Source organism: Streptomyces sp. ME19-01-6, from assembly GCF_033793745.1.
Lineage (GTDB): Bacteria > Actinomycetota > Actinomycetes > Streptomycetales > Streptomycetaceae > Streptomyces.
The window spans coordinates 1-13,264 of record NZ_JARAXF010000014.1; the positions used below are offsets into that span (position 1 = coordinate 1).

Below are 13,264 nucleotides of genomic sequence, written 5' to 3' on the forward strand. Positions count from 1 at the left end.
GCGATCTGCTGCAGCGTCGCACCCACATCCGCCGTCACCGTCGTCGTCATCGACTGCACCGACACCGGCGCGTCCCCGCCCACCGCCACCGACCCGACCTGGATCTTCCGGCTGACTCTGCGGTCGGCGAGCTTGATCGGAACGGACGGCATTCCAAGCGAAATCGCTGTCATCTGGCGAGCAACCCCAAGGTCATGAATGAAGGTCCCGAGATCGGCGGGCTCCGGTGTCCGAGGTTACGGCACCGTATGCGGGCCGGGCACATTACGGTTCCGGAGTGCACCCAAAGGTGCACTTCGGGGCATTTCGCATCATCAGGAGATTTTCACCGGATTCACCACGTCGGCCACCAGCACCAACAGGGTGAAGCAGATGAACACCCCGGCGATCACATAGGCGACCGGCATCATCTTGGCCACGTCGAACGGCCCGGGGTCGGGCCGGCGGACCAGCCGGGCGGTGTGGCGCCGCACGCCCTCCCAGATCGCGCCCGCCATGTGCCCGCCGTCCAGCGGCAGCAGCGGCAGCATGTTGAAGAGGAAGAGCGAGAGGTTGAAGCCGGCCACCAGGAAGAGCATGGTGGCCACCCGCTGGGAGGCCGGGATGTCCAGGTTGGCGACCTCTCCGCCGACCCGGGCCGCGCCCACGACGCCCATCGGGGAGTCCGCCTTGCGCTCACCGTCGCCGAAGGCCGCGTTCCACAGGTCGGGGACCTTCGAGGGCAGGGCGATCAGCGAGTCGATGCCGTCCTCGACCATATTGCCCATGCGGTCCACCGACTGGCCGAAGGTCTGCTTGACCACGCCACTCGCCGGGGTGAAGCCGAGGAATCCCGCGGTGACGTACTTCCCCTCCACATAGCCGCCCCGCCCGTCCGACTTGGCGACCTGGTGCTTTATGAGGACCGCGTGCAGATCCTTGCGGACGCCGTTCCGCTCGACGGTGATCGTCGCGGGGCCGACCGTCTTGCGGATGCTCTGCTGGAGGGTGCTCCAGTCAGAGGTCGGCTCGCCGTTGAAAGCGACGATCTTGTCTCGGGGCCGCAGCCCGGCGGTGTTGGCCGGGGTGTCCTTGGCGCTCTTGGGGCACTTGTCGGTGTCGGCCGAGGCCGGCACCACGCACTTCTGGACGGTGCCCACGGTGGTGGTCTGGGTGTTGACACCGAAGGACATCATCACGCCGAGGAAGATCACCACGGCGAGCACCAGATTCATGAACGGCCCGGCGAACATCACGATCACGCGCTTCCACGGCTTGCGCGTGTAGAACATCCGGGTCTCGTCGCCGGGCTGCAGCTCCTCGTAGGCGGCCGACCGGGCGTCCTCGATCATGCCGCGCCACGGCGAGGTGGAGCGGGCCGCTATTTTCCCGTCGTCGCCGGGCGGGAACATCCCGATCATGCGGATATAGCCGCCGAACGGGACGGCCTTGATGCCGTACTCCGTCTCCCCCTTCTTCCGGGAGAAGATCGTCGGGCCGAAGCCGACCATGTACTGCGGCACCCGGATACCGAAGAGCTTGGCCGTGGAGAGATGGCCGAGTTCGTGCCAGGCGATCGAGAAAAGCAGTCCGACGACGAATACGACTATGCCGAGGACCGTCATCATCAGTGTCGTCATGCGCGAGCCTCCGGAGTCGCGTTCGCCGCGCGGGCGGCCAGTTCACGGGCGCGGGTGCGAGCCCAGGCCTCGGCCTGGAGGACGTCCTCGACCGTGAGCCGGGTTCCCGCGGTGGGGGTGCCGTGTTCGGCCACCACTTGGGCGACCGTATCGACGATTCCGTTGAACGGCAGCTTCCGGGCCAGGAAGGCGTCCACGCACTCCTCGTTCGCCGCGTTGAAGACGGCGGGCACGGTGGCGCCGAGCGCGCCGACGTGGCGGGAGAGGCCGATCGAGGGGAAGGCGTCGTTGTCCAGCGGGAAGAACTCCCAGGTGTGCGCCTTGGTCCAGTCACAGCCCGGCGCGGCGTCCGGCACCCGGTCCGGCCAGCCGAGACCGAGCGCGATGGGCATCCGCATATCGGGCGGACTCGCCTGCGCCAGGGTGGAGCCGTCAATGAATTCGACCATCGAGTGGATATACGACTGCGGGTGGACCACCACCTCAATCCGGTCGAAGGGAATGTCGTAGAGCAGATGCGCCTCGATGACCTCCAGCCCCTTGTTGACCAAGGTCGCGGAGTTGATCGTGATGACCGGGCCCATCGCCCAGGTGGGGTGGGCCAGCGCCTGCTCGGGCGTGACCTCGGTCAGCTCCTGCTTCGTACGCCCCCGGAACGGCCCGCCGGACGCGGTGACCACCAGCTTGCGGACCTCCTGCCGGGAGCCGCCGAGCAGCGCTTGGAAGAGGGCGGAGTGCTCGGAGTCGACCGGCACGATCTGCCCGGGCTTGGCCAGGGCCTTGACCAGCGGGCCGCCGACGATCAGCGACTCCTTGTTGGCCAGCGCGAGCACCCGGCCGGCCTCGAGCGCGGCGAGGGTGGGCGCCAGGCCGATGGAGCCGGTGATGCCGTTGAGCACGGTGTCGCACTCGGAGCGGGCCAGCTCGGTGGCCGCGTCCGGCCCCGCGACGATCTCCGGCAGCGGCTCCCCCGCCCCGTACCGCGCGGCCAGCGCCTCGCGCAGCTCGGACACGGCCTCCGGCCGCGCCACCGCGACCGACCGCACCCCGAGCCGGTGCGCCTGCTCGGCGAGCAGCCCGGCCCTCCCGCCCGCGGCGGACAGCCCGGTCACCCGGAAGCGGTCGGGGTTGCGCAACACCACGTCGATGGCCTGGGTGCCGATCGATCCGGTGGAGCCCAGGATCACGATGTCGCGCGGGCCTCCTGTGGCGGCGGTGGCCGCCGGAAAGCGGAGGTGCGGGTCAGCGAGGGAATCCGTCATTGCCCCATTGTTGCCCTTGCCCCTCTCCGCGCCTAAACCGGCGCCGCTCTCGCGGACCTGGTTGCTCGCCGCGGAGGTTGCTCAATTGATGGTTGCGCCCGGGTGGGGGAACCCGGGCGCAACTACGGGCCCGCCGGCATCAGGCGCGGGGCCTGATGCGCCTGTGGACGTTTTCCTTCAGGGCCGGGCCCGGGGTGGCGTCGGCGATCCAGGGGCCGTCGCCGCTGGGGTCGAGCACACCCTCCTCCAGCCAGGTGTACGAGCCCGCCAGGACGCCCGCGACAACCTTGCGGTCGAGCTCGTCGGTGTTGGTCCACAGCCGGGCGAAGAGCTCCTCGGCGCGGATCCGTGCCTGCCGGCAGAAGACGTCGGCCAGCTGGTACGCCTCGACGCCGTGGTCGCCCGTGGTGCGCAGCATCTCGGCCCGTACGCAGGCGGCGCTCATGGCGAACAGCTCCGCGCCGATGTCCACGATGCGGCCGAGGAAGCCCTGCTTGGTCTCCATCCGGCCCTGCCAGCGGGACATGGCGTAGAACGTGGTCCGGGCGAGCTTGCGGGCCGAGCGCTCGACGTAGCGCAGGTGCGGGGAGAGGTCGCGGTGACGGGGCGGGCGGAATTCGGCGTATGCGCGGGGGAGCTGGCCGGGACCGGTGACCAGGCCCGGCAGCCAGCGGGCGTAGAAGCCGCCGGCCTTGGCGGCCGCCTTGCCCTTGTCGGACAGCGACTTGTCCGGGTCGATGAGGTCGCCCGCCACGGACAGATGGGCGTCCACGGCCTCGCGGGCGATCAGCAGGTGCATGATCTCCGTCGAGCCCTCGAAGATGCGGTTGATGCGCAGGTCGCGGAGCATCTGCTCGGCCGGGACGGCCCGCTCGCCGCGGGCGGCGAGCGAGGCGGCGGTCTCGAAGCCGCGGCCGCCGCGGATCTGGACCAGCTCGTCGGCCATCAGCCAGGCCATCTCGCTGCCGTACAGCTTGGCCAGCGCCGCCTCGATACGGATGTCGTTGCGGCTCTCCTCGGCCATCTGGGAGGCGAGGTCGATGACGGCCTCCAGGGCGAAGGTGGTCGACGCGATGAAGGAGATCTTGGCGCCGACGGCCTCGTGCCGGGCGATCGGCTTGCCCCACTGCTCGCGGGCCGCGGACCACTCGCGGGCGATCTTCAGACACCACTTCCCGGAGCCCGCGCACATCGCGGGCAGCGAGAGCCGGCCGGTGTTGAGGGTGGTCAGGGCGATCTTGAGTCCAGCGCCCTCCGGGCCGATGCGGTTGGCGGCGGGGACGCGGACCCGGTGGAAGCGGGTCACCCCGTTCTCCAGGCCGCGCAGGCCCATGAAGGCGTTGCGGTTCTCGACGGTGACGCCCTCGGAGGCCGTCTCGACGATGAAGGCGGTGATGCCGCCCTTGTGGCCCTCGGACGCGGGGACGCGGGCCATGACCACGAGGAGGTCGGCGACCACGCCGTTGGTCGTCCACAGCTTCACTCCGTCGAGGATGTAGTCGTCCCCTTCGGGCACGGCGGTGGTGGCGAGCCGGGCCGGGTCGGAGCCCACGTCCGGCTCGGTGAGCAGGAAGGCCGAAATGTCGGTACGGGCGCAGCGGGGCAGGAAGGTGTCCTTCTGCTCCTGGGTGCCGAACAGCTTGAGCGGCTGCGGAACGCCGATGGACTGGTGGGCCGAGAGCAGCGCGCCGATGGCCGGGCTCGCCGAGCTGACGAGGGCCAGGGCCTTGTTGTAGTAGACCTGGGTGAGGCCGGCTCCGCCGTACTTGGGGTCGATCTTCATGCCGAGCGCGCCGAGCTCCTTGAGCCCCTCGATGGTCTCGTCGGGGATCTTGGCCTCGCGCTCGATGCGGGCGGCGTCGATGCGGGTCTCGCAGAACTCGCGCAGCTTGTCGAGGAACTTCTCACCGCGCCGTACGTCGTCCGGGGCGGGGGCGGGGTGGGGGTGGATCAGATCGAGCCGGAAGCGGCCGAGGAACAGTTCCTTGGCGAAGCTCGGCTTGTGCCATACCTGCTCGCGGGCTGCCTCGGCGACCTGGCGCGCTTCGCGCTCGGACACCGGCCTGACGGATGATGCGGTCATGGGTGCTCCCTTGCCGCGAATGGACAATCTCGTGACATTACCGGCACGTACGGTGCCAGTGTGCATCCGGCCCGGCGGGGCGGCAAAGCGTGTGGCCCCAGGCGGTGGAAAAAGCCAGTTGAAGCGCTTCGACTATCTGGACAGTGAACCCGGACCGGTTTACTGTCGATGCGCGCAGCCAGCCAGGAGGGGTTCGACACTCCAATCGAAGCGCTTCAATGATCTGGACGGAGTCCCCGCATGGTCACCCTCGCCGAGGTCGCCCGGCACGCCGGAGTCTCCGCCAGCACGGTGAGTTACGTCCTCAGTGGCAAGCGCTCGATCTCGGGCCCCACCCGCGAGCGGGTCGAGCAGAGCATCCAGGAGCTCGGCTACCACCCGAACGCCGGCGCCCGCGCCCTCGCCAGCAGCCGCTCCAACATCATCGCGCTGATGGTGCCGCTGCGTACCGATATGTATGTGCCCGTGATGATGGAGGTCGCCATCGCGGTGGCCACCACCGCCCGCACCCACGGCTATGACGTGCTGCTGCTGACCGGCGAGGAGGGCCCGGCGGCCGTGCGCCGGGTCACCGGCAGCGGGCTCGCCGACGCCATGATCCTGATGGATGTGGAGCTGGAGGACGAGCGGCTGCCGCCGCTGCGGGACGCCCGCCAGCCCACCGTACTGATCGGGCTGCCCGCCGACACCGTCGGACTGACCTGCGTCGACCTCGACTTCACGGCGACCGGCGCGCTGTGCGCGGAGCATCTGGCCGGGCTCGGCCACCGCGAGATCGCCGTGGTCGGCGAGGCGGCGGCGGTGTACGAGCGCCACACCGGCTTCGCGGTACGGACCCTGGACGGGCTGCGCGGCCGCGCCCGCGAGCTGGGGCTGCGTCTGCTGCACCGCCCGTGCGGGGGCAGTTACGAGTCCATGGCCGGGGCGCTGGCCCGGATCTTCGACGAGCGCCCCGGCACCACCGGCTTCGTGGTGCAGAACGAGGCCGCCATCGACCCGCTGCTGAGCCTGCTGCGCCTGCAGGGGCGCGCGGTGCCCGAGGACGTCTCGGTGGTGGCGGTCTGCCCCGACCAGGTGGCCGCCCAGGCCTCGGTGCGGCTGACCTCGGTCGCGATCCCCGCGCACGAGATGGGGCGGCGCGCGGTGGAGCTGGTGGTGGCCAAGCTGGAGGGGCACGGCGCGGACGCGGTGGCCCTGCTGGCGCCCGAGTTGACCGTACGGGCGAGCTCGGGGCCGGCGCCGAACGCCGCGTCCTGACCCGGCCGCGGCCCGTAGCGGCCGTCTGCCGCGCGCCACCGCGCCCTCCCTCCCGCCGAAGCCCCCGCTCGAAGCCCTGCCGGAAGCCCCGCAGCAGTCCCGCTGAAGCCCCGCCCTCGAAGCGCCGACGATCTTTCTCAGGGCCCCACGTCCCCGAAGCGATACGCCCGTAAAGCTCTCCCCGCCCGTACGTTCACCGCCGCACCCCGAGGAGCGTCACCCGTGAGCCAGTCCCCACCGGTCACCGCCTCAGCGTCGCTCGCCCAGTCCTCCCCCACCGTCGGCACCTTCAGCGAGCGCGACGGCGCGCTGGAGTGGAGCGGGCGGCAGGAGACCGTACGTCTGGAGCCGTGGGGGCCCGACGCGATCCGGGTCCGCGCCCGGCTCGGCGGGCCGCTGCTGGAGGACCTGCCCGGCGCGCTCCTCGACGGCCCGCCGAAAGCGGCCGCGAGCGTCGCGATCGAGGCCGAGGAGGCGTCGCTGACCTGCGGCGCGATCACCGCCCGGATCTCCGCGGACGGCATGATCCGGTTCGAGACCACCGAGGGCGGCCGGGAGCTGCTCGCCGAGCAGCGCGCGCACTTCTGGTGGCCGGGGCCGCGGCTGCGCACCGCCACGGGCAACGGCTACCACCGCATCGAGCAGCGCTTCAAGGCGTACGAGGGCGAGCGACTGTACGGCCTCGGCCAGCACCAGCACGGCCTGCTGGACCAGAAGGGCGCCGTGATCGACCTGGTGCAGCGCAACTCCGAGGTGTCGATCCCGGTCCTCACCTCCAGCCGCGGCTACACCCTGCTGTGGAACAACCCGGCCATCGGGCGCGTCGAGCTGGCCGCGACCGGCACCCGCTGGGTCGCCGACAGCGCGCGCCAGATCGACTACTGGATCACGGCCGGGGACCCGGCCGCCGCGCAGCGCCGCTACTCCGAGGTGACCGGCCGCGCGCCGATGCTGCCGGAGTGGGCGGCCGGGTTCTGGCAGTGCAAGCTGCGCTACCGCACCCAGGAGGAGCTGCTGACCGTGGCCCGCGAGCACAAGCGGCGCGGGCTGCCGATCGACGCGATCGTCTGCGACTTCTTCCACTGGACGCACCTTGGCGACTGGAAGTTCGACCCGGCGGCCTGGCCCGACCCGGCGGCGATGACGCGTGAGCTGGAGGACCTGGGCATCAAGCTGGTGGTCTCGGTGTGGCCTTCGGTCTCCCCGCTGAGCGAGAACCACGAGACGATGGAGCAGCGGGGCTTCCTGGTGGGCACCGAGTACGGGCCCACGGCGCACGCCGACTGGCCCGATGTGCGCGAGGGCGAGCGGATCCACGTCGCCTTCTACGACGCGACTCATCCACGGGCCCGGGAGTTCATGTGGTCGCGGGTGCGGGAGAACTACCTGGAGCCGTACGGGATCCGCGCCTTCTGGCTGGACGCCTGTGAACCGGAGCTCAAGCCCGGCTTCCCGGCGAATCTGCGCTACCACGCGGGGCCGGGCCTTGAGGTCGGCAACCTCTACCCGCGTGAGAACGCCCGCGCGATCCAGGAGGGCTTGCGCGCGGCGGGCGAGGAGGAGGTGGTGACCCTCAACCGCTCGGCGTGGGCGGGCAGCCAGCGCCACGGGGCCGCGCTGTGGTCCGGCGACATCGGCACGGACTTCGCGACGCTGCGCCGGCAGATCGCCGCCGGCCTGAACGTCGCCCTCTCCGGCATCCCGTGGTGGAACACCGACATCGGCGGCTTCCACGGCGGCGACCCGGACGACCCGGCGTACCGCGAGGTGCTGATCCGCTGGTTCCAGTTCGGCGCGCTGTCGCCGATCATGCGGCTGCACGGCTTCCGCGATCCGGGGCTGCCGCTCGGGCCCGGCATGACCGGCGGCCCGAACGAGGTGTGGTCGTACGGCGAGGAGGCCGAGCGCATCCTCGGCTCCTGTCTGCGGCTGCGTGAGCGGCTCAAGCCGTATGTGCTGGCGCAGATGCGCGCCGCCCACGAGGAGGGGCTGCCGCCCATGCGCCCGCTCTTCCTCGAGTTCCCGGGCGACGAGGCGGCCTGGGGCGTCGCGGACGCCTTTCTGCTCGGCCCCGACCTGCTGGTCGCCCCGGTTTTGGAGGCGGGCGCGACCGAGCGGACCGCCTACCTCCCGGCGGGGGCGCGCTGGACGGACGCCTGGACGGGCGAGAGCCTGCGGGGCGGCGGGACGGTGACCGTGCCCGCACCGCTGGACCGCATCCCGCTGTTCCTGAGGGACGACGCGCGGCTGCCGGTGCGGGAGCCCTGACGCGCGGTCGGCGCCCGCCTCAGCCGTCGGCCGGCCGCTCCAGCGCCACCTTCGGCAGCCGCCGGGCGAGGGGGGCGGGCAGCCACCAGGCGTGCCTGCCGAGCAGCCGCATGACGGCCGGCACGATCAGACAGCGGATCACCACCGCGTCCAGCAGGACGGCCACCGCGAGGCCCAGGCCGAACTGCTGGAGCATGCGGCTCGGGCTGAGGACGAAGGCGGCGAACACCACGATCATGATGGCGGCGGCCGCCGTGATCACCTTGCCGGTGGCCGCAAGACCCTCGCGGACCGCGTGGGAGTGGTCCCGGGTCCGTTCCCACTCCTCATGGATGCGGGAGACCAGGAACACCTCGTAGTCCATGGAGAGGCCGAAGACGATCGCGAAGATCATCACGGGAATGAACGCCTCGATCGGGCCGGGCTGGGCCCCGAACCAGCCTTCCTGGAAGACCAGGGTGATCACTCCCAGGGCGGCCGCGATGGACAGCAGGTTGAGCAGCGCGGCCTTCAGCGGGATCAGTACGGACCGGAAGACCACCATGAGGAGCAGCGCGGACAGGCCGACGACGACGGCGACGAACAGCGGCATCCGGTCCGCGACGGAGTCGGCGAAGTCCTGTGCGGCGGCCGTGGACCCGCCCACCAGGTAGTCGGCGCCGGTGCGCTCGCCGAGCCGCGGCAGGACGCGGTCGCGCAGCGTGTGGACGAGGTCGGCGGTGCCCTCGTCCTGCGGGGAGGTGGTGGGGAAGGCGAGGACCGTGGAGACGGCGCCGTCCTTCGAGGGCAGCGGCGGGGTGGTGGCGGCGATGCCGTCGGTGCGCGCGAGTGTGGCGCGCAGCTCCCGGGCGGCCGCCGCGTCGCCCTGGCTCACCACGACCAACGGGCCGTTGAACCCGGGACCGAAGCCCTCGGCGAGCAGGTCGTAGGCGCGGCGGCTGGTGGACGTGGTCGGGTCGTTTCCCGCGTCGGCGAAGCCCAGGCGCAGGCCCAGCGCGGGGGCGGACAGCGCGAGCAGCGCCATGACGGCGGCCAGCAGCGCGGGCAGCGGGCGCCGCTGCACGGCGAGGGCCAGGGCCCGCCAGCGCCGGCCCTCCTCCCTCCCCTTGCTCCGGGCGCGTTCGGCGCGGCGCAGCACCTGGCGCCTCACGCGCCCGCCGAGGACCGCGAGCAGCGCGGGCAGCAGGATCAGGGAGGCGGCCATGGTGACGAGCACGGTCAGCGCGACCGCGAGCGCCACGCCCTGCAGGGCGCCCAGGCCCAGGGCGACCAGGCCGAGGAGCGCGATGATGACGGTGCAGCCGGCGAAGAAGACCGTACGGCCGGCTGCGTCCAGCGCGGTGCGGGTGGCGGTGTGGGCGGCGGCGCCGCGGATGAGCTCGTGCCGGTAGCGGTAGAAGATCAGCAGCGCGTAGTCCACGCCCACCCCGAGCCCGACGAGCATCATGACGGGCGGGGTGAAGTCGGCGACCGTGAACAGGTGCGAGGCCAGGGCGATCAGACCGATGGCGCCGCCCACCGCGAACACCGCGGTGACCAGCGGCAGCGCGGCCGCCACCAGCGAGCCGAACAGCATGACGAGGATGACCAGCGCCGCGAGCATGCCCGCGCCCTCCGCCGCGCCGCCCGCCTCCTCCTCGGCGCCGCGCACCGCCTCACCGCCGAGCGCGACCGTGAGGCCGTGCCCCTCGGCGGCCTTCGCGGTGTCGATGATCCTGGTGATGTCCCCCTTCGGCACCTGCTCCGCCTTGCCGTCGAGGGTGACCGTCGCATAGCCGATGGTGCCGTCCCGGGAGATCGCGGAGGCGTCCGCGTACGGGCCGCGCACCTCGGCGACGCCGGGCAGGCCGCCGATCCGGTCGAGCGTCTTCCCGACGCGGCCGCGCTCGGCGCGCAGCCCGCCCTCGCCCTCGTCCTTGAAGACGATCTGCACGCTGTCGCCCGCCTGCCGGGCTCCGTGTTCGGCCATCAGGTCGGTGGCGGTCTGCGAGTCGGTGCCGGGCAGGGCGAAGTCGTTGCGGTAGGCGCTGCCGGCCGCCTGCGATCCGAGGGTGATCGCGGCCACCACGAGGATCCACAGGAGCAGGGCGCCCCAGCGATGGGTCTGGGACCAGGAGGCGAGGCGCCCGAAGGCGCCTGCGGGGTGGGGCGTCCGGCCCTCGGGGGGCTCGGTCGTCGCGGTCGTGTCGCTCGTGTCGCTCATGGGTCGCAGCATCCGGGCCGGGTGTGCCCCGGGGCGTCGGCCCGGGGCGGACACCTGCCGTACCCCATGGGTTGGGGGGTGCCGCGCCCGCGTACTCCCCCGGTCGCGGTCGTGGTCGCGGAAGGGGCCGCGCTACCCGGCCAGCCAGCCGGGGCTGACCATCCCGGACTCGTAGGCCAGCACGACCAGTTGGGAGCGGTCCCGGACGTCCAGCTTGGTCATGATGCGGCTGACGTGGGTCTTGGCGGTGGCCGGGCTGAGCACCAGCCGGGCGGCGATCTCGTCGTTCGTCAGCCCGGCGGCCACCAGCTCCATCACCTCGCGCTCGCGGCCGGTGAGGGCGCGCAGCCTCGGGCCCGGCTCCGGGGCCCTGACCCGCCCGGCGAACTCGGCGATCAGTCGGCGGGTGACGGAGGGGCTGATCAGCGCGTCACCGCGGTGCGCCACCCGCACGGCGTGGATCAGCTCCTCCGGTTCGGTGTCCTTGACCAGGAAGCCGGTGGCGCCTGCGCGCAGCGCGCCGTACACATAGTCGTCCAGGTCGAAGGTGGTCAGGATGACGACCCTGACGCCCTCCAGGCGGGGGTCGGCGGTGATCCGCCGGGCCGCCTCCAGGCCGTCGGTTCCGGGCATCCGGATGTCCAGCAGCGCCACGTCGGGACGCAGCTCGCGGCAGGCGGAGACGGCCTCGTCTCCGTCGCCCGCCTCGGCGACCACCGTGATGTCGTCCTCGTCCTCCAGGATCGAGCGGAATCCGGCGCGCACCAGCCGCTGGTCGTCTGCCAGCAGGATCTTGATCATGGTTGCCATGGTGCTCCGTTCCGGTGCGGCAGCCGGGCCCGTACGGCGAAGCCGCCGTCCGGCCCGGGGCCCGCGGTCAGTTCGCCGCCCAGTGCGCGGGCGCGCTCGCGCATGCCGCTGATGCCGCTGCCGGGGGCGGTCCGGTGCGGGCCGCGCCCGTTGTCCGCGATCTCGAGCCGGACCTCGCGGGGCGCGTGGCCGACGTGGACGGTGACGGCGGTGGCCCCGGAGTGGCGGGCCACATTGGTGAGCGCTTCCTGGACGATGCGGTAGGCGGCCAGCTCCACTTCGGTGGGCAGCGGCACCCGCTCGCCGCTGGTGTGCGTGCGCACCTCGAACCCGGCCGACCGCGCCGACTCGACGAGTTCGCCGATCCGGGCCAGGCCCGGCGGCGGCGCCATAGGCGCCTCCTCGTCGACCTGCCGCAGCAGGCCGAGGGTCGTCCGCAGCTCGCGCAGCGCCTCGCGGCTGGACTTCTTGATCGCGGCGAGGGCCGTCTCGGCCTGCCCGGGGTCCTTGTTGATGCGGTGCAGGGCGGCCGAGGACTGGACACTGATGAGGGAGATGTGGTGGCCGATGACGTCGTGCAGCTCCCGGGCGATGCGCAGCCGCTCCTCGCCGGCCGCGCGCTGCTCCACCTCGTGGACGTAGGCCAGGCGGGTGTGGCGCACCCAGCCGAGCGCGACCACCGCGACCAGCCAGCCGGTGAGCATGAAGAGGGCGACCCCGTTGACGTCGTCGTTGCCCTCCAGCGTGCCGACGCCGACGGCGACGACGCTCAGCGCGGCGATGGCGGCGGCCGCCCGCGGCTGTCCCTGGGCCGCGACCGCGTACAGCGCGACGACCAACGCGACCAGGAGCGGCCCGTCATAGGTGCTGGTGAGGTAGTAGGCGGCGGTGGCGGCCAGCACGCCGAGGGCGACGGACACCGGACGGCGGCGGCGGAAGCAGAGCGCCCCGCAGGCGGCGACGATCATCGCCCAGCCGAAGACCGTCACCGGCCAGGGCTCCTCGCGCTCGCCGATGAGCGACCTCATACCGCCCAAGGCCGCCAGCACGAACACACCGCCGGCCGGCACCGCGTCCGCCCACCGGCCGCGCGGCGGCCACAGACGCGCGAGAGAGCCGTGAGACACCATGCGCTCACCCTAGAGGCGACTCGCATACGCGCTCCTCCTCCGCGCGGCGGAACGGCCGGGCCCGGGCCGCGACTCGGGGAGTACGCGGGGCGGCGAGGCCACAACCGCAGGGGTACGGCAGGTGTCGCCGGCGGGCCGATGCCCGGCCGCGGGCCGTTCCGCCACGCTGCGGGCATGAACGCGTACGACAAGCGCCGCCGCGCCGCGCCCTGGCACCGTCGGCTCCATCCGCCGCTGGTGGCGGGCCTGACCGCCGTGGCGCTGATCCGGCCCCTGTGCTCCGTCGTCGGTTTGAGCGACGCGTTGGGGAAACCGGCGACGCCCCTGATCCTCACCGCGGCCATCTCGCTGACCTGGATCCTCGTCGTGGGCCTCGGCCGCGCTCCCGAGCCCGTGCCGACGCTTGTCGCCGCCGGCCTCGGATACGCGCTGGCCGTCCTCGTGCTGAGCGGCATCCTCTCGCCCGTGCTGACCGGGCGGCTGCAGGGACCGCTCGCCCATCCGATCGCGATCGTCCCGCTCTTGGCCATCAACGCCCTGTGGGGCGCGCTGTGCGGGGTGTGCGCGGAGGGCCTGCGCCGACGGCGCGGAGGGCGCTCCTGAACGCCATGTGCCGCCGCTCCCCGGGGAGC

The 13,264-nt window shown here is 72.4% G+C and carries 10 protein-coding genes; 3 read left to right on the top strand and 7 right to left on the bottom strand.

The window, feature by feature from the left end; all coding sequences use genetic code 11:
* The 4 genes from PV419_RS27680 to PV419_RS27695 all read right to left on the bottom strand — a co-directional run.
* On the bottom strand, nt 1-173 hold a 173-nt coding region (locus tag PV419_RS27680), incomplete at its 3' end, for a flavodoxin-dependent (E)-4-hydroxy-3-methylbut-2-enyl-diphosphate synthase (protein WP_319693925.1).
* 141 nt (nt 174-314) lie between these two features.
* On the bottom strand, nt 315-1,619 hold the full coding sequence (locus PV419_RS27685; RefSeq protein WP_319693571.1) for a site-2 protease family protein: 1,305 nt from the start codon (nt 1,617-1,619) through the stop codon (nt 315-317).
* Nucleotides 1,616-2,881: a 1-deoxy-D-xylulose-5-phosphate reductoisomerase gene (gene dxr, locus PV419_RS27690; RefSeq protein WP_319693573.1), complete on the bottom strand. Its 1,266-nt coding sequence runs from the start codon at nt 2,879-2,881 to the stop codon at nt 1,616-1,618. The genes PV419_RS27685 and dxr overlap by 4 nt, the downstream gene beginning before the upstream one ends.
* Before the next feature lie 139 nt (nt 2,882-3,020).
* Nucleotides 3,021-4,964 carry an acyl-CoA dehydrogenase family protein gene (locus PV419_RS27695; RefSeq protein ID WP_319693575.1) on the bottom strand — a complete coding sequence of 648 codons (1,944 nt, stop codon included), beginning with the start codon at nt 4,962-4,964 and terminating at the stop codon, nt 3,021-3,023.
* A 240-nt stretch (nt 4,965-5,204) separates the two neighbouring features.
* Here PV419_RS27695 and PV419_RS27700 point away from each other — a divergent pair, with 240 nt between their 5' ends.
* Together PV419_RS27700 and PV419_RS27705 are read left to right on the top strand one after the other, a co-directional pair.
* Nucleotides 5,205-6,221, top strand: coding sequence for a LacI family DNA-binding transcriptional regulator (locus PV419_RS27700; RefSeq protein ID WP_319693577.1), 1,017 nt, complete (start codon nt 5,205-5,207; stop codon nt 6,219-6,221).
* A gap of 222 nt (nt 6,222-6,443) precedes the next feature.
* Entirely contained in the window at nt 6,444-8,489 is a 2,046-nt protein-coding gene (locus PV419_RS27705) for a glycoside hydrolase family 31 protein (RefSeq protein WP_319693579.1), read from the top strand.
* A gap of 19 nt (nt 8,490-8,508) precedes the next feature.
* Here PV419_RS27705 and PV419_RS27710 read toward each other — a convergent pair whose 3' ends face one another.
* The 3 genes from PV419_RS27710 to PV419_RS27720 all read right to left on the bottom strand — a co-directional run bounded on the left by PV419_RS27710 (nt 8,509) and on the right by PV419_RS27720 (nt 12,632).
* Nucleotides 8,509-10,692 carry an MMPL family transporter gene (locus tag PV419_RS27710; protein WP_319693581.1) on the bottom strand — a complete coding sequence of 728 codons (2,184 nt, stop codon included), beginning with the start codon at nt 10,690-10,692 and terminating at the stop codon, nt 8,509-8,511.
* 132 nt (nt 10,693-10,824) lie between these two features.
* The gene (locus tag PV419_RS27715; RefSeq protein WP_319693927.1) at nt 10,825-11,493 is read right to left on the bottom strand and encodes a response regulator transcription factor; all 669 of its coding nucleotides are present in this window, start codon (nt 11,491-11,493) and stop codon (nt 10,825-10,827) included.
* On the bottom strand, nt 11,490-12,632 hold the full coding sequence (locus PV419_RS27720; RefSeq protein WP_319693583.1) for a sensor histidine kinase: 1,143 nt from the start codon (nt 12,630-12,632) through the stop codon (nt 11,490-11,492). The genes PV419_RS27715 and PV419_RS27720 overlap by 4 nt, the downstream gene beginning before the upstream one ends.
* A gap of 174 nt (nt 12,633-12,806) precedes the next feature.
* Here PV419_RS27720 and PV419_RS27725 point away from each other — a divergent pair, with 174 nt between their 5' ends.
* Nucleotides 12,807-13,235 carry a hypothetical protein gene (locus tag PV419_RS27725; protein ID WP_319693585.1) on the top strand — a complete coding sequence of 143 codons (429 nt, stop codon included), beginning with the start codon at nt 12,807-12,809 and terminating at the stop codon, nt 13,233-13,235.
* The last annotated feature ends 29 nt before the right edge of the window (nt 13,236-13,264 follow it).